Source organism: Pseudoalteromonas sp. CR1 (assembly GCF_019392235.1).
Lineage (GTDB): Bacteria > Pseudomonadota > Gammaproteobacteria > Enterobacterales > Alteromonadaceae > Pseudoalteromonas.
Genome location: NZ_JAHXRM010000011.1, coordinates 50,303 through 72,907, shown reverse-complemented (window position 1 = coordinate 72,907; position 22,605 = coordinate 50,303). Strand labels below are relative to the sequence as shown.

24 protein-coding genes, 1 tRNA gene and 1 pseudogene are annotated in these 22,605 nt (G+C 39.4%); 20 read left to right on the top strand and 6 right to left on the bottom strand.

Features of this window, described 5'->3' with window-relative positions; all coding sequences use genetic code 11:
* Positions 1-93: 93 nt before the first annotated feature.
* Positions 94-2,619 (bottom strand): EAL domain-containing protein, encoded by a 2,526-nt coding sequence (locus tag KZZ04_RS11250; RefSeq protein ID WP_219422768.1) that lies wholly within the window; start codon positions 2,617-2,619, stop codon positions 94-96.
* Between the two features lie 193 nt (positions 2,620-2,812).
* Between KZZ04_RS11250 and queA the strand changes: the two genes are divergently transcribed.
* From queA to KZZ04_RS11215, 7 genes are all read left to right on the top strand, one after another.
* Positions 2,813-3,844, top strand: coding sequence for a tRNA preQ1(34) S-adenosylmethionine ribosyltransferase-isomerase QueA (queA, locus tag KZZ04_RS11245; protein ID WP_219422767.1), 1,032 nt, complete (start codon positions 2,813-2,815; stop codon positions 3,842-3,844).
* Between the two features lie 184 nt (positions 3,845-4,028).
* On the top strand, positions 4,029-5,156 hold the full coding sequence (tgt, locus tag KZZ04_RS11240; protein ID WP_058403779.1) for a tRNA guanosine(34) transglycosylase Tgt: 1,128 nt from the start codon (positions 4,029-4,031) through the stop codon (positions 5,154-5,156).
* A 25-nt stretch (positions 5,157-5,181) separates the two neighbouring features.
* Positions 5,182-5,517: a preprotein translocase subunit YajC gene (gene yajC, locus KZZ04_RS11235; protein ID WP_058552555.1), complete on the top strand. Its 336-nt coding sequence runs from the start codon at positions 5,182-5,184 to the stop codon at positions 5,515-5,517.
* A gap of 19 nt (positions 5,518-5,536) precedes the next feature.
* Positions 5,537-7,396 (top strand): protein translocase subunit SecD, encoded by a 1,860-nt coding sequence (gene secD, locus KZZ04_RS11230; RefSeq protein ID WP_058403778.1) that lies wholly within the window; start codon positions 5,537-5,539, stop codon positions 7,394-7,396.
* A 9-nt stretch (positions 7,397-7,405) separates the two neighbouring features.
* Complete coding sequence (gene secF / locus KZZ04_RS11225; protein ID WP_219422766.1) at positions 7,406-8,359, top strand: protein translocase subunit SecF; 954 nt, start codon at positions 7,406-7,408, stop codon at positions 8,357-8,359.
* 129 nt (positions 8,360-8,488) lie between these two features.
* Positions 8,489-10,276 carry a bifunctional diguanylate cyclase/phosphodiesterase gene (locus KZZ04_RS11220; RefSeq protein WP_219422765.1) on the top strand — a complete coding sequence of 596 codons (1,788 nt, stop codon included), beginning with the start codon at positions 8,489-8,491 and terminating at the stop codon, positions 10,274-10,276.
* A gap of 12 nt (positions 10,277-10,288) precedes the next feature.
* Positions 10,289-11,098, top strand: coding sequence for an ABC transporter substrate-binding protein (locus KZZ04_RS11215; RefSeq protein WP_219422792.1), 810 nt, complete (start codon positions 10,289-10,291; stop codon positions 11,096-11,098).
* Between the two features lie 63 nt (positions 11,099-11,161).
* Here KZZ04_RS11215 and suhB read toward each other — a convergent pair whose 3' ends face one another.
* The gene (gene suhB, locus KZZ04_RS11210; protein WP_058403774.1) at positions 11,162-11,965 is read right to left on the bottom strand and encodes an inositol-1-monophosphatase; all 804 of its coding nucleotides are present in this window, start codon (positions 11,963-11,965) and stop codon (positions 11,162-11,164) included.
* A 250-nt stretch (positions 11,966-12,215) separates the two neighbouring features.
* Here suhB and KZZ04_RS11205 point away from each other — a divergent pair, with 250 nt between their 5' ends.
* Entirely contained in the window at positions 12,216-12,632 is a 417-nt protein-coding gene (locus KZZ04_RS11205) for a VOC family protein (protein WP_138530727.1), read from the top strand.
* A 59-nt stretch (positions 12,633-12,691) separates the two neighbouring features.
* Here KZZ04_RS11205 and KZZ04_RS11200 read toward each other — a convergent pair whose 3' ends face one another.
* Positions 12,692-13,348, bottom strand: coding sequence for a LiaF domain-containing protein (locus KZZ04_RS11200; RefSeq protein ID WP_138530729.1), 657 nt, complete (start codon positions 13,346-13,348; stop codon positions 12,692-12,694).
* Between the two features lie 319 nt (positions 13,349-13,667).
* Here KZZ04_RS11200 and KZZ04_RS11195 point away from each other — a divergent pair, with 319 nt between their 5' ends.
* The 4 genes from KZZ04_RS11195 to KZZ04_RS11180 all read left to right on the top strand — a co-directional run bounded on the left by KZZ04_RS11195 (position 13,668) and on the right by KZZ04_RS11180 (position 15,600).
* Complete coding sequence (locus KZZ04_RS11195; protein WP_058403771.1) at positions 13,668-14,231, top strand: BON domain-containing protein; 564 nt, start codon at positions 13,668-13,670, stop codon at positions 14,229-14,231.
* 63 nt (positions 14,232-14,294) lie between these two features.
* On the top strand, positions 14,295-14,453 hold the full coding sequence (locus tag KZZ04_RS11190; protein ID WP_006791179.1) for a YqaE/Pmp3 family membrane protein: 159 nt from the start codon (positions 14,295-14,297) through the stop codon (positions 14,451-14,453).
* 286 nt (positions 14,454-14,739) lie between these two features.
* Positions 14,740-14,816 (top strand) — tRNA-Ile (locus KZZ04_RS11185).
* A gap of 202 nt (positions 14,817-15,018) precedes the next feature.
* Positions 15,019-15,600: a porin family protein gene (locus KZZ04_RS11180; RefSeq protein WP_058403770.1), complete on the top strand. Its 582-nt coding sequence runs from the start codon at positions 15,019-15,021 to the stop codon at positions 15,598-15,600.
* Positions 15,601-15,672: 72 nt separating this feature from the next.
* Here KZZ04_RS11180 and KZZ04_RS11175 read toward each other — a convergent pair whose 3' ends face one another.
* Positions 15,673-16,488: a DUF4437 domain-containing protein gene (locus tag KZZ04_RS11175; RefSeq protein WP_219422764.1), complete on the bottom strand. Its 816-nt coding sequence runs from the start codon at positions 16,486-16,488 to the stop codon at positions 15,673-15,675.
* A gap of 176 nt (positions 16,489-16,664) precedes the next feature.
* Here KZZ04_RS11175 and KZZ04_RS11170 point away from each other — a divergent pair.
* Positions 16,665-17,333 (top strand): annotated as a pseudogene (locus tag KZZ04_RS11170) (substrate binding domain-containing protein); the annotation flags it as partial.
* 18 nt (positions 17,334-17,351) lie between these two features.
* On the opposite strand, the gene KZZ04_RS11165 reads toward KZZ04_RS11170, so the two are convergent.
* The gene (locus KZZ04_RS11165; protein ID WP_219422763.1) at positions 17,352-17,681 is read right to left on the bottom strand and encodes a 5-carboxymethyl-2-hydroxymuconate Delta-isomerase; all 330 of its coding nucleotides are present in this window, start codon (positions 17,679-17,681) and stop codon (positions 17,352-17,354) included.
* 204 nt (positions 17,682-17,885) lie between these two features.
* On the opposite strand from KZZ04_RS11165, the gene KZZ04_RS11160 reads away from it, so the two are divergent.
* Genes KZZ04_RS11160 through KZZ04_RS21240 form a run of 4 tightly spaced genes read left to right on the top strand, consistent with a single transcriptional unit; the run spans position 17,886 to position 19,450 of the window.
* Positions 17,886-18,368 (top strand): CreA family protein, encoded by a 483-nt coding sequence (locus KZZ04_RS11160; protein ID WP_058403767.1) that lies wholly within the window; start codon positions 17,886-17,888, stop codon positions 18,366-18,368.
* Positions 18,369-18,386: 18 nt separating this feature from the next.
* Positions 18,387-19,148 carry a hypothetical protein gene (locus KZZ04_RS11155; protein ID WP_058403766.1) on the top strand — a complete coding sequence of 254 codons (762 nt, stop codon included), beginning with the start codon at positions 18,387-18,389 and terminating at the stop codon, positions 19,146-19,148.
* A gap of 8 nt (positions 19,149-19,156) precedes the next feature.
* Positions 19,157-19,315 carry a hypothetical protein gene (locus KZZ04_RS11150; RefSeq protein WP_160327100.1) on the top strand — a complete coding sequence of 53 codons (159 nt, stop codon included), beginning with the start codon at positions 19,157-19,159 and terminating at the stop codon, positions 19,313-19,315.
* A 12-nt stretch (positions 19,316-19,327) separates the two neighbouring features.
* Positions 19,328-19,450, top strand: coding sequence for a hypothetical protein (locus KZZ04_RS21240; RefSeq protein ID WP_257903615.1), 123 nt, complete (start codon positions 19,328-19,330; stop codon positions 19,448-19,450).
* Between the two features lie 308 nt (positions 19,451-19,758).
* Here the strand turns inward: KZZ04_RS21240 and KZZ04_RS11145 are convergent, their stop codons facing one another.
* A complete protein-coding gene (locus KZZ04_RS11145) occupies positions 19,759-20,952 on the bottom strand; it encodes a hypothetical protein (RefSeq protein ID WP_058403765.1) in 1,194 nt (397 codons plus the stop codon).
* A gap of 260 nt (positions 20,953-21,212) precedes the next feature.
* Here KZZ04_RS11145 and KZZ04_RS11140 point away from each other — a divergent pair, with 260 nt between their 5' ends.
* From KZZ04_RS11140 to KZZ04_RS11130, 3 genes are read left to right on the top strand one after another with little or no spacing between them, the layout of a single operon-like run.
* Positions 21,213-21,473 (top strand): hypothetical protein, encoded by a 261-nt coding sequence (locus KZZ04_RS11140; protein WP_152995665.1) that lies wholly within the window; start codon positions 21,213-21,215, stop codon positions 21,471-21,473.
* Positions 21,457-22,083 carry a LysE family translocator gene (locus KZZ04_RS11135; RefSeq protein ID WP_058403763.1) on the top strand — a complete coding sequence of 209 codons (627 nt, stop codon included), beginning with the start codon at positions 21,457-21,459 and terminating at the stop codon, positions 22,081-22,083. Before KZZ04_RS11140 ends, KZZ04_RS11135 begins: the two co-directional genes overlap by 17 nt.
* A gap of 26 nt (positions 22,084-22,109) precedes the next feature.
* Complete coding sequence (locus KZZ04_RS11130; RefSeq protein ID WP_058403762.1) at positions 22,110-22,601, top strand: gamma-glutamylcyclotransferase family protein; 492 nt, start codon at positions 22,110-22,112, stop codon at positions 22,599-22,601.
* Positions 22,602-22,605: the final 4 nt, after the last annotated feature.

The following is a 22,605-nucleotide window of genomic DNA, read 5'->3' as shown; positions in this document are numbered from 1 at the left end:
CATGACATCCTCTTTATCTGATAAAGAAAGTATAGGCAAGAAAGAAGATAATGGAAGAAAAAAGTGACGTGAAATTGTTCGAATTTGTTAGTTTTAATCTAGGCTATTGTTGGTAATACTTTTATTTTGATAAATTTTTTCAAGCTCATCATTTATTTTTTCAACGGGCACTGGGCGAGCAATAAAGTAACCTTGCCCGTAGTCCACACCAATATCTTTTAAAGTAGAAAATATTTCTTTATTTTCAACATACTCTGCAACAGAGTACTTATCAAGTGAGCGGCTAATATCGTTAATTGCTTTTACTAAAGCAAGGTCAATAGGGTCATTAAGCATGTCGCGAACAAACGAGCCATCTATTTTTACATGTTGAGCAGGCAGCTGTTTTAGGTAACTAAAAGTACTAAAGCCGGTCCCAAAATCGTCTATTGAAAAGTGGCAACCTAAAGAGTTGAGTTTTTCAATCATCTTACGTGTAGCTTGTATGTTATTTATGCTTGCGGATTCGGTGATCTCAAAAATTATCCGAGTGGCGGGAACATTGTACTTTTCAAGGTTCGACTCAATGAGTGGTAGCAGTCGCTCATCTAAGAATGATTGCGCAGATAGATTAATAGCAACTTGGCTAAGTTGAGGGTATTTTGCAACACTTTCAATCGCATTTCTAATTACGCACTGGTCCATTAAAAAAGTGTCGTTCAGCATTTCTAGTGACGGAATAAACTGATTAGGGTAAATGAGAGTGCCTTTAAGTTTTAACCGCAATAGCGCCTCAAAGTACGCAACTTTTTCTGCTTTAAAATCCCATATAGGCTGGTAATGTAATTCAATATTATTTTGTTGAAGTGCTTGGCGGATTTCGTGCCCCCACTCAAGACCTGTTTGAAGCGTGTTGTTTTGCGCATCTTCTTTTGAGTAGCAATGAACTAAATTACGGCCTAAGTTTTTTGCAATATACAAAGCAATATCGGCTTGCTTTAAGCACTCATTTGGGTCGTTATTGTTTACTGTAATTTGCGTTAAGCCGATAGAGCAGCTTATTGTGTAGCTTTGCTCTTTAGACTTAAAGGTATGCTGCTCTATGGCACTACAAACACCTTCTGCAATAAGGTGCGCATCAAGTAGGTTCATATTTTTTAGAATGACGGCAAATTCATCGCCACCAATACGACACACTAAATGTTCTTTTTCAATGTTGTCTTTAAACAGCTGTGCCACATCTTTTAAGACCAGGTCGCCTTGATGATGGCCTTGGCTATCATTAATAATTTTAAAATGATCAAGGTCAATGTAAATCAAGGCATGCTCAACATCGCTGTGAGTATGTTTGGGTTTACAAATACGACTTAGCTCTTGGTCAAAGTGGTATCGGTTGTGTAGGCCAGTTAATGGATCATGTAGCGCAAGGTGGCGTAATTGAAGTTCGGCTTGCTTACGTTCGTGAATGTTATCAATAGTGACAGTGATCGTTGCATTATTACGTCTGTTTTTAATTAGCTGCAACCGACATTCAACCCAAATTTGGCCTCCCTTTTTATGTTGGAGTTTTATTTCTATTTGTTGATGATCGGTTCCACCTCCGAGTATATCGTCGATGGTTGCTTTTAGCTTTATTTGGCATTCGCCAGTATAAAATTGAGTAAGGCTTTTTTGTAGGCTCGATTTAACGCCAAATCCACTTAAGGTTTCCCAAGCTGGGTTTATAAAGCGAATTTTTCCTAACTGGTCGAGCTCAAGTACAACAGTATTAAGATGCAATAATATGCGCTGATGAGCTGAAAATAGTTCTTTATACCTTACTTCGCTTACGCTTAACTGCTCTACTTTTTGTGCAAATTCGGCGTAGCTCACCATAAAGTCTTCTCGGCGAGCGGCATGATCACATACTTTATTTAAAAATGAAGGTTCGTAAGGTGCACGAATAAAATCGGTTACGCCCGATAACAAAAGCTGCTCGGCATAGTCTGCATCAGCATTATCTATAATAGTTACAATGGCTTGCTTAGGGTTGTGCTGTAAAATATTTTCAACGAGTAAGCTAGATTCATCGGCTTTTTCTTGCGTGGTATCAAGTAACACAATAGAGAATTTTTGCTGATTGTATTGGTTAAGTGCGGCTTTACACGTTGTAACATGTGTAATAGCAAAGTTGAGTTTTAGTTCTTCACTTATAGACTCAACTTTATTGGCGTGAGGCTCTAGTAAAAGGAGGTTGAGTCGACTGCTTTTTTCTAAATGTGTAGATAAAACATTAGCCAAAACTTGCGGTAGCATGTCTTGGTTTTCAAAAGGTAAAACAGCATCGATTCCATAACTACGGGCGGTTGTTTCTGCAATTCGTTCGCAGTAAGTCGGTGGCATAAGCAAAATAGGGGTGTTTTTAGGGGTTTTTAATAGCCCGGAGCGAATCATACGAGAAAAACGCCAACCGTCTATTTTCCCCACATTCAGCCCCGTGATAATAATATCAACAGGTTGTTGCTTTAGAGTTTTAAGGGCTTCCTGGCTATCGTTTGCTTCAATAAAACTAAATACGTTAAGCTTTTTTAAAGTATCTTTAATTACCCTGCGCTCAGCACGGCTTGCATTTAAAATTAGCAAATTTAATTGTTCTGCCACGCAGGAGGTCCTAAAAATCGTAACTTACTACCATTCCTAAGGGTAATGAGTTTTGTTAGCAAGAACAAGTAGATTTGAATAATCACTTTGAATAGAAGGACGCTTAGGTTTACAGAAGTTGAGCTGGCTTCTTGAGCTTAATTGACGATAGATATACACTTGGCGCGATTTTTAATGATGTGGATTACCAACTATGCGCGTAGCTGACTTTAGTTTTGACTTACCCGATGAATTAATTGCTCGCTTTCCAAAAAAAGATCGTACGAGCAGCCGCTTATTAAGCCTTGATGGTCCAACAGGTGAGATAAGCCATAAAGTATTTAGTGATATTCTTGAGCTAGTTAACGAAAACGACTTACTCATCTTTAATAATACGCGAGTAATACCTGCGCGTATGTTTGGTCAAAAAGCATCGGGCGGTAAGGTTGAGGTCCTTGTAGAACGGGTATTGGATGAGCACCGCGTACTTGCCCATGTTCGTGCAAGTAAATCATTAAAACCAGGTAATGAGGTTATTTTAGAAGGCAAAGCTAAAGCCACTATGATTGCCCGTCACGATACTTTATTTGAACTTGAATTTGATCACAGCAAAAATGTACTCGATACACTTAACGATATTGGTCACATACCATTACCGCCTTATATAGACCGACCAGATAATGAAGCTGATCGCGAACGGTATCAAACAGTCTACGGTGAAAAGCCTGGGGCTGTGGCAGCGCCTACAGCAGGCTTGCATTTTGACGAGTCGCTTATGGCTGCGCTTAAAAATAAAGGTGTAAAAATGGCGTTCGTTACGTTACACGTAGGTGCAGGTACATTTCAGCCCGTGCGTGTAGAGACGATTGACGAACACGTAATGCATTCAGAATATATTGAAGTTCCACAAGATGTGGTAGACGCCGTTGCACAAACTAAAGCAAATGGCGGGCGTGTTATCGCTGTTGGCACCACATCAATGCGTTCACTAGAGTCGGCTGCCAAAATACATGGCGGCAAGCTAGACACTTACTTTGGCGATACCGATATCTTTATTTTTCCGGGTTACCAATTTAACGTCGTCGATGCCATGGTCACTAATTTCCATTTACCTGAGTCAACGTTAATTATGTTAGTGAGCGCGTTTAGCGGGCAAGATAATATTATGGGTGCTTATAACACTGCAATAGAACAAAAATATCGCTTTTTTAGTTATGGCGATGCTATGTTTTTAACACGTAAATAGCACTGTTTTATTTATTATTAAATAAAAGTAACACTCAACCCCAGCATACTTGCTGGGGTTTTTAGTTGTAGATGATTATCACGATCGAATTTACCGCAGCTAATAGTATTAGCAGTGCAAAAAGGGTAGAATCGAGCGGTTAAATTATAGCTTGTTGGACTGTTTTTCCGACATTGAGGATGATATGAAATTTGAATTAGACCGCACCGACGGTAAAGCGCGCCGCGGCCGCTTGATTTTTGACCGTGGTGTAATAGAAACGCCCGCATTTATGCCTGTAGGTACTTACGGTACTGTTAAAGGTATGACACCTGACGAAGTAAAAGCAACAGGTGCACAAATTTGTTTAGGTAATACCTTTCACTTAATGCTTCGCCCTGGTACTGAAATTATTAAGCAGCACGGCGATTTGCACGACTTTATGAATTGGGATTTCCCAATTTTAACTGACTCAGGCGGTTTCCAAGTATTTAGCCTTGGCGCAATGCGTAAAATTACCGAAGAAGGTGTTTTATTTCAATCACCAGTAAACGGTGATCAAATAATGATGTCGCCAGAAAAGTCAATGGAAGTACAGCGTGATTTAGGTTCGGATATTGTAATGATATTTGACGAATGTACGCCGTATCCAGCAACTGAAAAAGAAGCTAAAGATTCAATGGAGCTGTCTCTTCGTTGGGCAAAACGCTCAAAAGAAGGGCATGGCGATAACCCATCTGCGTTATTTGGTATTATTCAAGGTGGCATGTACCCAGAATTACGTGCACAATCGCAAGCTGGTCTAGAAGAAATTGGCTTTGATGGTTATGCGTTAGGTGGTTTATCAGTTGGTGAACCTAAAAACGAAATGATGAATATTCTTGATCATTGTGCGTACAAAATGCCTGAAGATAAACCACGATACTTAATGGGTGTGGGTAAACCAGAAGACTTAGTTGAATCGGTACGTCGCGGCATAGATATGTTTGACTGTGTTATGCCAACGCGCAATGCGCGTAACGGTCACTTATTTATTACTACGGGTATTATTAAAATCCGTAACGCTGTGCATAAAACAGATACCGGTCCACTTGACCCTGATTGTGATTGCCATACGTGTAAAAATTACTCGCGCGCTTATTTACATCACCTTGATAAATGTAACGAAATTTTAGGTGCACGACTAAACACAATACATAACTTACGTTACTATCAACGTGTTATGGAAGGCCTGCGCAATGCAATTAGCGAAGGTAAACTAGAAGAATTTGTAAAAGATTTTTACGCTCGCCGCGGCCAAGACGTGCCAGAGCTTGCAGATATAAAAAATTAAACTTTAAATTTAAAGAGGAAGTATTATGAGTTTATTTATTTCAAACGCACACGCATCAGTTGGCGCTCCTGCAGCCGGTGGCGGTATGGAAATGCTAATTATGTTAGCTATTTTCGGTTTAGTTTTTTACTTTTTAATTTACCGCCCACAAGCTAAGCGCGTTAAAGAGCATAAAGGCTTAATGAATGCGATGGCTAAAGGCGATGAAGTACTAACCCAAGGTGGTTTAGTTGGTAAGATTGTTAAAATTGCTGAAGATAAAGACTTTATCGTTATCTCTTTAAATGAGCAAGCAGAAGTGACAGTACAAAAAGCATCTGTATCTGCTGTATTGCCAAAAGGCACAATGAAGTCGCTATAAAAATAATAAGGACGACCCCGTGTTAAACAAGTTTCCAGTGTGGAAGTATTTACTTGTTTTAGCTGTGGTTGCCATTGGCCTTTTATATGCTTCTCCAAACTTGTATGGCCGTGATCCGGCTATACAAGTTTCGGGTGCTAAAGGTGCTGATGTTGATCTCAGTGTTGTAGACAAAGTAAATGAAACCCTTAAAAAACATAACGTAGCGGTTAAATCAACCAAGCTTGAAGGCGGGCAAATACTTGTTCGTTTCAAAAATGTTGAAGAACAATTAAAAGCGCAAGACTTATTGCGTGACTCGCTAAGTGACGATTACATTTCAGCCATTAATATGGCGCCTGCTCAACCTCTTTGGTTAAAATCCCTTGGCGGAAACCCAATGAAGCTGGGTCTAGATTTAAGTGGTGGTGTACATTTCACCATGGAAATCGACATGGCAACAGCGGTTGATAACCAGCTTGAGCAAATGGAACAAGATTTCCGTAGCGATCTGCGTGAAGAAAAACTTCGCTATCGCAGCGTTCGTCGTGTAGCCGGCTCTGACCGCATGCGTGTTGAAATGCGTAACGAAGAAGATAAAGACGCCGCAGAGCGCTTTTTAGAATCTCGTTATCCACTTAACGTATACATTGATGACAGCAGTAACGATAATGCATTTTTTGCCACCATGAGTGAGCAAAAGCTAAAAGAGATTCGTGATTACGCCATCAAGCAAAACGAAACAATTATTCGTAACCGTATTAATCAAATTGGTGTTGCAGAGCCCAACGTACAACGCCAAGGTGCTGAACGTATTATTGTGCAATTACCTGGTGTGCAAGATACCGCTCGTGCTAAAGAAATTTTAGGCGCTACGGCGACACTTGAATTTCGTGAAGTAGACGAAAACGCTGACCCAAGCGCAGCAGCTCAAGGCCGTATCCCAGCGGGTACTGAAATGATCATGAGCCGCGACGGTTACCCTGTAGTACTTAAAAAACGTATTATTCTTGAAGGTAGCCATATCACTGGCGCGCAATCTGGCGCAGATGAATACCAACGTCCACAGGTAAGTATTTCACTCGACAGCAAAGGCGGTTCAAAAATGAATGCCTTTACTAAGCGTGCTATTGGCAAACGTATGGCAACGGTATTTATTGAATACAAACCATCAGGTAAAAAAGACGAAAACGGAAAAGCACTTCCGCCTATTAAGGTCGAAGAGGTTATTAACGTGGCAACGATTCAAGCTCGTTTAGATCGCTCTTTTCGTATTACCGGTATCGATAACCCAGCAGAAGCACATAACTTAAGTTTACTGCTTCGTGCCGGTGCGCTTGTTGCACCAATTCAGATTGTTGAAGAGCGCACAGTAGGCCCAAGCCTAGGCCAAGAAAACATTGAAGCGGGTATGACCGCGGTTGCACTTGGTTTTGCGTTTGTACTTGCCTTTATGCTTATCTACTACAAGGGCTTTGGTTTAGTAGCTAACTTAGCGCTTGCTGCTAACTTAGTGCTTATTGTTGGAATAATGTCACTTATTCCGGGTGCTACGTTAACCCTACCGGGTATTGCAGGTATTGTACTTACAGTCGGTATGGCGGTTGACGCTAACGTACTTATTTTTGAACGTATTCGTGAAGAGCTGGCCGATGGTCGTAGCCCGCAACAAGCCGTTCATTTTGGTTACGATAGTGCATTTAGCACTATATTTGATGCCAATATCACTACGCTAATTGCGGCAATTATATTGTTTGCTGTGGGCACAGGCCCAATTGCAGGCTTTGCCGTTACATTGGCTATTGGTATTTTAACTTCAATGTTTACAGCCATTGTTGGTACCCGAGCGGTGATCAACTTATTTATTGGTGGTAAACGCATTGATAAACTTTCTATTTAAGGAGCAGACATGCAAATTTTAAGTTTGGGTAGTAGAACCCTTCGTTTCATGTCTCTTCGAAAAGTAGCAATGGGCTTTTCTACGCTATTAATTGTTGCGTCGATAGTTTCAATGTTCACGAAGGGCTTGAATTTTGGTCTTGATTTTACTGGCGGCACAGCGGTAGAAGTGGGTTTTTCTCAGCCGGCAGACCTTAAAAAAGTGCGTAATGTACTTGGTGATAATGGCTTTGCTGATGCATCAGTACAGCTATTTGGTTCGAGCCAAGATATATTAGTGCGCTTAGCGCCACGTGGTAGCGACGTAAAAGCTGAAGTGATTGGTAACCAAGTAATTGATGCACTAAAGAAAGCGGACGACAGCGTAGTAATGCGCCGTATTGAGTTTGTTGGCCCAAGTGTCGGTGAAGACTTAAAAGAGCAGGGTGGCCTAGCCATGTTAACTGCACTTATTTGTATCTTAATCTACGTTGCATTTCGCTTTGAGTGGCGATTTGCTGTTGGTGCTGTAGGCGCGCTATTACACGATGTAATTATTACGTTAGGTTTGTTTTCAATTTTGGGTTTAGAGTTCGATTTAACTATATTAGCGGCAATATTGGCGGTAATAGGTTACTCACTTAATGATACTATTGTTGTATCTGACCGTATTCGTGAAAACTTCCGTAAAGTACGCATCGACGATACCGTTGAAATTATCGATATTTCACTTACGCAAACACTTAACCGTACTCTTGTTACATCAATCACCACTATTTTGGTATTGATTGCATTGTTTGTATGGGGCGGACAAACTATTCATGGTTTTGCTACTGCATTATTGTTTGGTGTATTTATTGGTACGTATTCATCTGTATATGTTGCAAGCTCAGTTGCGCTTGCAATGGGGGTGAGTAAAGAAGATTTAATACCAGAAGTAATAGAAAAAGAAGGTGCAGATCAAGATCCAATGGCAATGCCATAATCTTAAATGCATTAAAAAAACCGCTCAATGAGCGGTTTTTTGTTGCCTGAAATATAAGAATTTGAAATAAATATGTCATACACAGTTGCTATTTTATTGCTCTAATCAAAATGATAATTGAGCCCAGTAGTGACCCTTCAACGACAAGCCTTAGAGGCTATTTTATATAGCGGGGAAGTAGCCACGTTATTTCAGCCTATTTTAGATATATCTGGTCAGCTCATTCTTGGTTATGAGGCACTTAGTCGCGGTCCTCAAAGTAGCCCATTAGAAATGCCCAACACGTTATTTAAAGCAGCGCATCAAGAAGGCCTTATTTCTGAGTTAGAGCTGCTGTGCCGCTCAAAATCAATAGAAAACTTTGTTAAGCTAAATCTGCAAGGTAAGCTTTTTTTAAATGTAAGCCCAAAAACGTTACTCGATCCTTGCCACCCAAAAGGCGAAACACGACACCTAACCGAGCATTTTGGTTTAGCGACTAATCGTGTTGTTATAGAAGTGACAGAGCAAGACAAAGTAGATAACGACGACTTATTAATTAAAACCATTGCGCATTACCGAGAACTGGGCTTTACCATTGCGATTGATGATTTAGGGGCTGGCTACTCTGGCTTGAAACAGTGGTCGGCACTGCGTCCCGACTATGTAAAAATAGACCGCTATTTTATCGATCATTGCGATCAAAGTGAGGTAAAAAAAGAGTTTTTAAAATCAATTATTGTTTTAGCTAAAGCAACAAACACCTTAGTGATTGCAGAGGGCATTGAACGCTCTGAAGAGCTAGCATTGGTTGAAAGTTTAGGCATTAATAACGTACAAGGTTTTTTATTTGAACGACCTAACTTGCAACCAAGCCGTGATTTTAGCTCTGCGCAAATACAAGCCCTTACATTTAAATTATGTGATCAGTTTGACCAATCAATGGCAATTGGTGCGCTAAGCCAGCCACAAAAAGCTATTGCAAGTGATACCCGTTGCAAAAACGCGCATTTACTTTTTGAGCAAGATAAAACAATTATTAGCATACCAGTAATCAATCAACAGGGGCGGCCTGTTGGCTTACTACATAAAGACCAACTTACCGAGGTGTTTGCAGCACCCTACGGTCATGCCCTTTATGATAAGCGCCCTGTTATAGAGTTAATGGATAAACAACCCCTAATTGTTGATGAAGACCAAAAGCTAGATACGGTGAGTAAGCAAATAACTGAGCAAGACTTCGATATTAGGCGCCATATTGTTATTACTAGAGATAGCAATTATTTAGGGCTCGCGCCACTAAGAGATATTTTAAAACACATAACAGAAGAAAAAATTCGCCACGCACAGCACGCTAATCCGCTAACAATGCTGCCAGGTAATGTCGCTATTAACGAGGCTATAGAGCAAAGGTTACGCAATAAAAATAAATTTCACCTAGCTTATATTGATCTGAATCACTTTAAACAGTTTAACGATCTTTATGGCTACGCTAGTGGCGACAGTGTCATTAAATTATTGGCTGATGTAACAGTGCAAGCCTGTGTAAATAGTGCTAACTTTGTAGGGCATATTGGTGGTGACGATTTTATGGTTGTTTTTGATCAAAATGATGCGGTAAGTATTTGCAATCGTATTATTGAACAGTTTGAATATCGTTCTCGTACCTTTTTTACGCCCGACCATATAGCCAGTAAAGGTTATTGGGCTACAAATCGTGAAGGTGAAAAGCAGTTTGTACCGTTACTTACCTTATCAATAGGATTAGTTGAACCCGATTTACAGCAGTGTAAAAATAGCCATCAGGTTGCAGCATTAGCAACGGATGCAAAGAAAGAAGCCAAACGATTTTGTCATAGCTATCTTTTTACATGCAAGCGAAGGCGCCCAGCGCCTGCAGTAGTGCGATTAGCAACTAGTAAAAAGGTAATTTACTAATAGGTGATCATGATGTTGCCATTAAAGTGTATCGTATGCGTAGTTAGCTTGTTGATTGGAAATGCTGTAGCAAGCGAAGTAAATAGTGTAAAAATTCCGAAAGATCAACATGCGCATTTTGCTCGTGATGATTACCTCTATGATACGCTAACCAAGGCATTGATAAGAGCCCAATATCCTGCCGAAATAGAATTTGTTGACGTACACCCGCATCAGCAGCGTAACTTAATGTCACTTGATGACGGCTCGCTTGATTTATATTGGAGCATGAGTAGCCCTGAACGAGAGTCATTGGCAACCGCCATCAAAATCCCATTGTTTAAAGGTTATATCGGTAAAAGAGCGCTAGTTACAAATAAAGACAATTTAGATAAATTTAAAGACATAAAAACGCTTGAGCAATTATCAAAGCTTAGTTCGGTACAGGGGCACGACTGGCCTGATATGCGCATATTGGTTAATAACGGTTTAAACGTGAGGCCATTATCAAACCTAAAAGCCATGTTTGTGCTTACTAGCCAAGGCCGCATAGATTATTTTCCGCGCTCATTTATTGAAGTAAATTCTGAGCTTTTAGAGCCACAGCATAAAAATTTACGTGTTGTGCCTAATCTATATATTAGCTACCCAACAGCGCTGTATTATTTTGTTTCTAAGGATAAGCCCGAATTAGCGAAAGCGGTTGAGCAGGGAATAAAAATAATGCAGAAAAATGGCGAGTTTGATGCGCTATTTTATGAATACTTTGCAACAGATTTAAACTCCCTTCCTTATACAAAAGGGGAAACTATTGAAATTAAATTGGTAAACCCTTACTTTTAAAAACAAAAAAGGAGCCTAGGCTCCTTTTTTAGTTGTACCAATTATATTGGTAAAAGCAATTTATTAGCGAAGTAACGACTCAGTTAACACTGGGCGAATTTCGCGAATAATAGCTTGAGTCAGTTTTGGTGCGCCACAAATGATATTGCCACTGTGGTTATAGTTATTACCACCAGCAAAATCGACAACCATACCACCCGCTTCTTTAACCATTAGCTCGCCTGCAGCAGAGTGCCAAGGTTTTAACCCAATTTCAAAAAAGCCATCAACACGGCCAGCTGCAACATACGCCATGTCTAATGCAGAACAACCTGCACGACGAATATCAGCAGTATGAACAAATAATGCTTTAAACGCTTCAGTGTATGCGTCTGTATGTTGTTTATGCTTAAAAGGGAAGCCCGTTGCTAAAACTGTACCAGCAAGAACGGTTGTTTTGCTTACGCGTAAACGTTTGCTGTTAAGTTGTGCGCCTTGACCTTTAGATGCAGTGAAAAGCTCACCACGGATTGGATCATAAATAACGGCTTGGTCTAAACGACCTTTAACTTTAAGTGCAATAGAGATTGCGTAATGTGGGATACCTTTGATGAAGTTTGTTGTTCCATCGATAGGATCTACAATCCATTGGTAATCATCATCCTTGCCTTTGTGTTCACCTAGTTCTTCGCCCACAACAGAGTGAGTAGGGTAAGACTGTAAAATAGTGTCACGGATTACGGCTTCGGCTTCTTTATCAATATTAGTTACTAAGTCGTTAGCGCCTTTTTGTTGCACTTCAACTTTTGATAAGTCTTCGCTAGCGCGAAGTAAAATTTTGCCTGCGTTACGCGCAGCGCGAACCGCAATGTTTAACATTGGATGCATGGAGTTACCTTTGGGTTGTAAAAGAACGTTTGTATATTTCAGCCGGCGTATTTTAGCGACTTTTGACATAAAGTAAACAATAAACCCTAAATACTTGTGAGTGTTTTTTGTACAGCATTGAAAGTGTTGCACATTTAATTTAAATCATCGTGTATCTGCTCTATTACATATAAAAACTATAAAAAAGCACTTTACCTAAAGTTAGCTTGAGGTTTTATGATGCGTTTAAATTAACTCACAAGGACACAGTATGTATTTAGAACACGTAAACTTAGTTGTTAAAAACATCGATACCATGATTCGTTTTTACCAAGCTATTTTCCCGCATTGGGTAATACGAAGCGAAGGACGGGGTGATTGGTATGGAAAACCAAGGCGTTGGATCCACTTTGGTGACGACACGCAATATATAGCAATGAGCGATCATGGTGAGGGTGAAAACAGAGCGCTTTCAGGACATCAAGTTGGTTTTGCTCACTTTGCTTACGTAACGGCTAATTTAGATAATACGGTATCACGTTTAAATAAAGCGGGTTTTGCAGCATATAAGCACGGTACTAAAAATCCATTTAGAAAAAACATCTACTTCAGAGACCCTTCGGGTTTTGAGGTTGAGTTTGTAGAGTATTTGTCCGATGTTCCTGCTGAGCGAAATAATGATTTATAAGCCTGCAATTATAATATGGCTGCTAAAAAGCAGCCATATTAAAGCAAATACGGTTGTACTTATTTGTTACTTACCCCTAGCTGTGCCTTCAAATCGTTTGCAAAGCTAATAAACTTTTCTTTTATGGTACGCTTTACCTTTACTTCAACCGACCCTAATATCGCTTTGCCTTCAATATGAATGGTAGGGCCTTGGCGCTTATTTAATGTGACTGATTTGTTTTCTAAGGTGCTTAAAATACAAAACATTTTAGACACTACATTAACATGCTCGGGTACATAAATTTCGTCGCTACCAAAAATACAATTAACATGAATTGTTACGTTTTGATGTGTAAATATAGCGTCGGTGAAATCGAGTACCACAGAGCCCATATAATTATTTAGGTAAATATTTTTAGGCACTACCCATTGTCCGCTTCTCTCGTTTGAGCCCAAAATACTGCGAAGTGTAATATCGTCATCACTATGCTGTTGTGCACTGTAATTTGGCGTAAACTGCGATTGTTTTTCAGCTTTGTATTGCTTGTCGGTATTAAGTGTTAGGTCTTCTACTAACGTTAGCAGCACTAAATTGTCTTTGGCGTCCATTGCTTGGTCTAATCGTCTTTCAAATGCCTCAACCGATATAACGCCATGGCTATAGTTATAAATTAACTGATCAATCACTTGTTCGCGTACTTGCTCTATTGGGCGGTCTTCAACTTTAACTGACATGAGTAATTCCTTATTGTATTTGCTATTAGCTAACTAGTTAGCAAACCGTATACCATAATTAATTTTATTTATAATCAATGATTTAGTTTTATAATGCTGAATTATTAGTTGTTATATTAACGATACATTAACCAAAATAGCAATAATCTAGTAATTTTCACACTTTGAGAAAGTTTTACTCACTTCCCTGTAAATAGGGGGAATACGCCAAAGCTGTAATAATACAAATTTATCATTAAGTGATTGATTTTTAATGTTAAATAAAGTTGGCTTGATGTTCGCATTAGTTAAAGTGTCTTTAATCAAAAGGAGAAAGATTATGAAAACATTTAACAAATCTATTATCGCCGCGTTAGTTCTTGGTACAACAGCAATGGGTGCACATGCAAACAGCTGGGAAAACGAAAGTAAAGATGCTTGGATTGATGGCAAGGCAGAAACTGTGCTTCTTATGAACACAGACCTAAACAACTTTGACATAAACACTGATGTAACAAATGGCAAGGTAGTACTTACAGGTAAAGTTGATAGCGAAGTAGAAAAAGAGCTAGCAGAAGAACTTGTACTTAGTCTAGATGGCGTCATGGACGTTGAAAACAGCCTAACCGTTGTTAAAAACATGAGCGCTAAACATACAGATTCTAAAATGATGGATGATGATAACGACCTAACGGACGCTAAAATCACCACCGTTATTACAACACGTTTCCTATTTGATTCAGAAGTAGGTGGAACCGATATTGATGTAGATACCGATAATGGTGTTGTTACATTAAACGGTTCGGTTGAATCATCAGCGGAGAAGCAGTTGGCAATCGAAATTGCTAAAAATGCTGAAGACGTTCGTGATGTGGTAGATAACTTATCTATCGTAGCTGAATAACGTTATACTCAAAGCCCAGCATTGCTGGGCTTTTTGTTTTTAATTGTTTGAAGGAGCTAAATAATGGATATCATTCGTATAATACTGTCTGTTTTGCTGCCACCACTGGGTGTTTTTTTACAAGTGGGCTTAGGCATGCATTTTTGGATTAATATTTTATTAACGCTATTGGGTTACTTCCCTGGGTTAATACATGCAATTTATATTATTGCTAAAAAATAATGCGTTGCTGAGTTATGTTTATGCTAGTTGTAAGTAAATATCGCTCAGCGCATTCAATTAATAAATATTATTTTTAATGGTTTTTACCGTACCCACTCAAAATTTTCCCAAATTTAACCACTCTGCCCCTTTAAAAGATTACAATTTAAGCAGTTAGCTTACTGATTGTTAAAATAAAGGTTTTTGGTAGTGACAAGCCCTAAAAAAGTTTTTATACTGCAACCCGCTTTAGTCGCTCTGTGGCTAAACGCTTCAAAAATTAACTGCCTTGCAGTTATATAAAGTTGGCCCCTTAGCTCAGTTGGTTAGAGCACACGACTCATAATCGTTAGGTCCCCAGTTCGAGTCTGGGAGGGGCCACCACTTTTCAAATATTCTAAGTATATCCTAGTAAATACCAATTTATTGCACACTCAAAACGCTAATTTCTATATTATTTATTTTGCTTAACTTATATCTTGATTCTTAATTAATCTATTAACTTTCTTATTGCAATCAATAATATAGGTGTGTATTTTATTGGGTACAACAATGTGTTGTTTAAATATATCTAAAAGGAAGTACCATGAAAATGAATAAAGTCGCACTCTTATTATTAAGCTCCGTTTTTGCCACCCCAGCTGCATTTGCAGAAACACCTCACTTTAATTATGTGTCTGGCGGTTACTTAAATGCAGATCTTGATGGCGATGATGCAAATGGTTGGACGCTTGATGGTAGTAAATTACTAGGCGATAATTTTTTTGTGTCTGGTCAATATAAGACTGTAGGCGACTCAGAAGATGGTTTAGATGTAGATCTTAACTGGTTGAGCGCAGGCGTAGGTTACCGTACTGCAATGAGTGAAAGCACTGATTTTTATGGTTTAGTAACGTATGAAAACATAGAAACTGAAGTATCGTACAGCGGTAGTGATTTTTCGGATGATGAAAATGGCTATGGATTATCTGCGGGTGTTAGATCAATGCTAACTGATAGCATCGAAATTGATGGCCGCTTAGGTTACATTGATATTGCAGATGACAGTGAAACAGCTATTACGTTAGGTGCTCGTTATTATATAAATACAAATTTTTCTGTAGGTACCAGCTACACCACAATAGATGATTTAGATTATATTAGCTTAACTGCACGTTACAGCTTTTAATCACCAGCAGTTAATTGAGCGCACTAAGAGGTGCGCTTAATTGTTTACGTTGCTTTAGGCAATTAGCACTTCCTAATTTACTTGATATGTTTCATTACTACGAATGTAAATAGTTGCAGGGATATTGCTTTTGTTTTCAAGCGAGTGAATGAATTTTCCCGCAGATTCTATATAGCTGCCTGCACTTAGGTTTTGTAAGTTACCTTTTGAGCTGTATTGCACACTGCCTGCAATTATTACTGCGCGAAACTCATTTGCATTTGTGCTAATTTCTCCCTTAAAACCGGCTGGTAGTTTTATCATTGAGCCATAGCTTGCATCTGTATTTCCCCATAGAAACGTTGTTTGTACTGCATTAGCATTAATATTATTTATGTCGCTTTTGTTTAGCCAAACCAGGTTGTCTTTATGTAAGTTTAATGGGCGTTCGCCATTATCAAACTGTTTGTTTGTAGGTTTTACTAAATAAGGACCAGAATCTATTTCTAGGTAAATTAGATTTGTAGTGTCATTAGCTGCAGTAGTGTGGTTTTCACCGGCGGGTTGTGTCCAAAATGATCCTGTTGGCATCCACATTTTTTCAGCTGTGGGGTCGTCATTGTGCATTTGACCTTCAATTACGATACCTCGGTAAGTAATGTTATGAATGTGCGGCGGAGACTCAAACCCTTTTTTAAAGCGTACTAGCATACCTGTTGGAGTGTCTGCAGTACGATCGCCCCATAAATCAGCTGCACCAGGACTTTGCTCGCCTCTTAATGGGTTTAAGTAGCCCCATTTTACTTTGTTGGCAGGTATTACTTTTGACTCGTGTTCGTCTGCAAAAGTAGGTGCAGATATAAGTGAAGTTGAGAGTATTAAAGCCGATAAAACAATTCTACATTTCATAAATAGTTTCCTTTGCGTTGAATACAGACACAATAGCGAGTGTTTATCATTCGATAAATAGGCTAATGTTTAATACACTTTCGTTAAAACGTGAATAATAGTTTTTTAGGGTCTGTTTATCTCTCAAGGTTGAATTTGCACCAGTCTGTTTGGTATTTAGACAAGGCAGAGCCTATGCTGTGTCGTCTGAAATGGGACGTAATTTAATGCGTGTTTTGCTCAATGATATTATGAATGCCCATAGCTCTATAACATTGAGGTTGCATGCAAGTGATAGCCGTGCCGATTTTTATCGTGATGGGGTTGATGTTGCACTAAGGGCGATGAAAAAAGGCGTAGCTGAGGATCTTAACTTATATGGGTTTAAAATTTGTAATATTCCACACGTAGTGTGTGCTTCACTTAGTTACTTAAAACTCAATGGCGAGCCGTGCGTGCCGAGCGACTTAAGCGAGCATAATGCATTACTTTATAAACTTTACGAAGTCGTGCATGCTGATTGGGAATTTTATGATAATACGCAGCAATACAAAGTTAAAATGAACAGTGATAGAGCTGTAAACGATGGTGATATTGTAAGGCGCTGGTGTATTGATGGTGCCGGGATTGCTAAAAAGTCAGCTATTGATGTGGCAGACGATTTGCTTAGCGGTAAGCTCAAACGAATAATTCCCAATTATAAAGTCCCGTTAACAGAAATGTGGCTAGTGCTTCCGAGCCGGCAATTTATTTCGCCTGCAATAAGGCTAATTCGCGATGAGTTAAAAAGTAAAATAATGGCGCTTAGGGCATCGCTATTGGCAAAGCATATTCTTAGTGAAGATGAGTGGCCTTGTGACGACTAGCACAAGGCCGTACTTGTGTTAGTTTTTACGGTAAATCTCGTGATCCATGTCGTAAATATTAACGCTTAAACTGTCAGATTCCCTGCAATAGGTTTTTAAACACGCAAGTAGGTGCTCACTTAACATTTGCTTTTGTTCTACTGTTCGCCCTGTCATAATATGCGCCTGTACATGTATAAACCCTTCTTTGCCTACACCTAACTGATACTGCTGATATGCAACTGCGCGAGTTTTAATAGTTTCTAAATCAAATAAACCGCTTTCGAATGTACAGTTATGAATTTTTTCAACCAGTACTTGAGGTAATACAGGAAGGTCTTCTGAGTGCTCAATAATAATGTGCGGCATGTGGGTGGTTCCTATTGTTTACGGCATTAAGCGTGTCGTTAATTGTAACAAATACACGAGGACTCGCTAAACCCCATACGGCTAAAATGTTTGTTTTAAACTAATTTAGTTGTGCTGATTTTTGATGTTAGTATAAAAACACACAGGTGAACCCAAGCTTATTGAAATAAGCGTATAAAAACCGAGTTTAGGTTAAGGATGAATATGAAACTTCAGCAAAAAATTAAACGTTTAGCCCTGCTTATGGGCGCAGTGGTTACGTTAAGTGCCTGCTCTGATGATGTTGCGTCAGTGAGTTTAGGTTTGTTTACTACAAAAGATGTGGTGGTGAACTCGCAGCAAGATCCGATTATTAAAGGCGTAACGTGTCACATCAGTCATGTTGAGGCCGACTTAGACTTTTCTGATCCGTCAGATATGTCGATTGCGTGTCGTCAAACAGGGCCTATCACCGCGGAGCAATTACAAGAAATTGATCGTAGTAAGTCTGGAGAGGTAGTGTTTAAGTCATCAAAGAGCATTTTATTTAAATCGTTAAAAGTGCGTCGAATATACGATGCAAAAACGCGTACTTTATTGTACTTGTCGTATTCAACAAAAGAGTCGAGCGGCAGCCATCACCACGCATTATCAACTGTACCGCTATATAACACAAAGGCGTGGCAATGGGCAAAAGAACAAGAATAACTAAATTAAGAGCACACTATGTTAGCGTTATTTAAATCAGCGCCCTTGCTAGAGCAACAAGAGCAACAATGGCTTATTGATACTTTTATTTGGGCTGTCGAAAATTTTGATGCTGAGTTTTTTACCAAACACACACAAATAATATTGCCTACAGGGCAATACTTTCCTGATTCGGTATCAAGTATTGAGCAAATGGCCACAAGCGTATTTAAACGAGTCACTTCTTATGCGGGAATGAGCGCATGGCCAATTCAATTAGTTGCGCCCCAGCAATTACAACCGCAAGTGTTTCCACGTTTTGAGTTTAGTAGTGCAATTCGTGGTGAGGGCTGTCAGTTAATTGTGCCGCCGAGCCATGCTATTAATATTTCGTTTAACCCTAATCAAATAAATCAGCCGCAAGATTTAGTAGCCAGCTTTGCCGGAACTCTGGCTACAATTATGATTCATCATGTTGGTGTATTACCCCCAGGTGGAAAAGAATTTTTACCTCAAGCAGCTGATGCGCTTGCCTGCTTTTTAGGGTTTGGTGTAATGATGAGCAATACGGTGTATCAGTTTAAAGGCGGATGTGGCTCTTGTTATAACCCGTACGCAAACCGTGAAGCACAATTGAGCGAAACACATACGGTATTTATGCATGCATTAGTTTGCTACTTTAAAAAAGACACCCTCTCTAAAAAACACTTAAAGCCCCACTTACGTGGTGAGTTTAAAAAAGCACAAAAAGAGATTAAAGCATTGGTAAATAACTCAGCTAACCCGCTGTTATTAACTTAGCACGTATTATGGCAAACAGTTTGGTCAATCAATCGGTATCGCAAGCAAGAAGTAAATTTGTGCCTAGCTCGGTGGGTGGTAAACAAGCCAAGGCCCGCAGACCTCATCCTTTTTCGCATACTCGCACTTCAACTTTTGGTTCTAGGGCTGACTACAGTGTGCCTTAAGCTAATTTAAAAGTGCTTGATTCTGGTGTGTTTTGGCGCGGTGAAAATGAAAAAGGCAGTTTGCTGTTTAACGACAAACGCCTTGGTGATAGAGGCAGCGACAAAGAAGTGTCGTCTGAACACAGCTTGGTATGAGTTACAATTCAGCTAGATTAATACTTAAATAGTCTGATTATTGTCACCGACACAAGAAATAGGCTCTGCCGTAGTGACAATGCTTGCGTTCAAAGACTAAAAACTGTTTCATTATCAAAAATTCTTAGATCATCTTCACAAAGACTTGTAGCAATCTTAAATTCAGCTGTAACAGAGGGTAGCAAATAACATTAATTCCACTTACAAAACATGAGTTTTTTGAAGCATTGAATTCATAAAAACAAGTTGTGACAACCAATAGGCTGCCACAACTAATTCGTACTAACACCAAGACTTTACGTTTCAACTTAGCAGTCTACATATCGAGCAACGACATGAATGCAGTCGCCTGTATCATCTCTACAAATTCTTCCCTTTGATTCAACAATACGACAACCCGCTAAGTTAACCCAGATACCTGCCGGTGGAATTAGGGTTCCACCGTTTGATGCAGCTGCACCTACGATGTCAATCAAATCACCATCACCAGCAGCTCCCCCTACTACTTTCACATCGTCTAATACCTCTGAAAGTTGATTAGCTAAACAAACTGAAATGGGAAGATTGGTTAAATCTATAATTCCTCTCGTGAGTTCAGTAAGCGGAAGGTTATCAATACGAGATGAGCCTGGCCTTAGGCTGTACGAAAGATTAAGAAAACGCTCCCTTATTGTTCGCGCTCTTCCTTTTTGCACTATATTGCGCGTTTCACCATTATAATTGACTTGATATACAAGCTTATCACCGTTTGGCCAAGTTTGAGTGACAAAGTATTTTCTTTCGACGTGACTGAAATCGATAGTTATTCCAGTACTCATTCCTATACTCAAACTCCCCGAAGTTCTCCGTTCGGACGTGAATTCACCCCAAGACTGAAGCCCCATCGCCTCGGTAATTCTGTCAGAAAAGCCCTTTCGAATATCGTTTCGAAAGCTAGGGTCATTGGCAAATACATTTGAGGCATGGCTATTACAACTTGCGTCAGAGTTTGTAGAAGCGGTAATTGAGCTGGTGCTGAATATTTTAGTTGATTGAATAGCGAATGAAGAGGTTGCTGCAGAAAAACCAACAGTTTCATTGTGCGCCATTGCTTGTCTGAAGTCGTCGTCAATGTCATAAAACATATGCAATGCATTGTTTTCAGCAACGGTTACAGTAGCGTCTTCAACGACAATATCATATGCTGGGGCCCAATTATAAAGCTGCTCTGTACGCACTGTAAATTTAAAACTACGTTGTGTGATTGGATTAGAGACAATGATATCTTTGGATGTAGCTGGACAAGTAAATGTCGTTTGTCCTAAGAATATATCAGTATCAGAAGCAGTACATGATGGAGCTACATGATACTGTTGTGCCAAGTCAAGGGCATCGTTGTAGTTACAAGTATCACAAGCAAGGGTTTTTGTACGACCGCTCGCCTCAGCGATTGTTGGGAATATGGATAAAACGACTATAATTGAAAATAATCCTTTTATCATGTTAGAAAACAGCTCCTTCATATTAAAATTCCTTTTTTGTTTAATTTGAGTTAATAGGCTAAAAAACACTGCCTAAACATAAATTACCCCCCCCCCCGCAATAACGTCAACAAAAAATTTAAGCCACTCTATTTTGGACATCCTTTTATAAAGCCTGAGCAGAGTAAATTCACTAAAAAACATAATAGCAGTACCATTGAAATAAACTGCAATGAAGGTAATTTTCATTACAATGAATCTTATAAAATATAATTGACCAAAAAGTTGATACTATGACTCACATGAAAAGACCTCATTTTGGGCTAATTGCCATTTTTACACTTATTTTGTGTAGTTGTTCACAAATAGTAGCAGAGCAAACCGCTGTTCAACCAAGTCGTAATATGACCTTAAAAGATGCGTACGCGGATAAATTTCTAGTGGGTGCCACTTTAGGTGCAGCAATATTTACTACACCCAATCACCCATCCTTAGCATTGGAGGAAAAAACCTTAGCGCCATTTCGCCAAACTAGCAAGGACAAGTATGGAATACCTAGATGAATTTTTATTAATTGTGATTGCTCACTTTTTTGCTGTTGCGAGCCCAGGTCCTGATTTTGCTGTTGTGCTTAAGCAAAGTGTACAACAAGGTAGGCGAAACGCATTATGGACGAGTGCAGGTGTTGGCGGCGCTATTTTGTTACACATCGCTTATTGTGTATTAGGTGTGGCGCTTATTTTATCTCAATCGCCCAGCTTATTTATGGCACTTAAGTATGTTGCAGGCGCTTATTTGACTTACCTTGGCATACAAGCATTAAGAGCCGCTAAGCCGAGTGAATCATCAGCCGAAAATATTGAAAACAAACAAGCCCCTGAAGAGTCTATTTGGGTTGCTTTTAGGCGTGGTTTTTTCACTAATGCACTAAATCCAAAAGCAACGTTATTTTTTATGTCGTTATTTACCTTGGTGATAAGCCAAACAACGCCACTGAGTATACAAATTGGTTACGGTATTTATATGGCGCTTGCCACATGGGCATGGTTTTCTGCGCTCTCGTTGGTACTTTCTAAAGCCTATGTTCGTGGTTTTTTTCAGCAACACGGCTACTGGTTTGACCGAGGTATTGGCGTTATTTTAATTGCGTTGGCTATTCGCGTTGTTATTTAATTTATGCAATACAAGTAGGAGTAAATATGCCCTTATATAATTTTTCGTTTGGATCTAACATGTCGTCTAATCGTTTGTTGGCACGTTTGCCAAATGCTAAGCGTATTGGTACAGCAGTGCTTAAAGGGTATGAGTTGACCTTTGATATGCTTTTTTCTGATGGCTCAGGTAAATGCAGCATTCAAAAAGCTGATAAAGCGGATGCCTTAGTATACGGTGTAGTATATGAAATTAACGCTAACGAAAAGGTCACTTTAGATGCAATAGAAGGCCCTGGTTACGATTGTGTAGATATAAAGGTTGAGCTGTTAACCGGGGAAATTATTGATACTCATTGTTATATTGCTAATACTCATGACGAAAGTATTTTACCCTACGATTGGTACGTTAAACACGTTCATCGCGGAGCACTTGAAGCGGGCGTACCAAAGGCTTACAGTAATGCCATACTTAATCGCCCACAAAAGAGCGATCCTAATAAAGAACGCGCGGCAATAGAATTTGCAGTGCATCAATAATAAA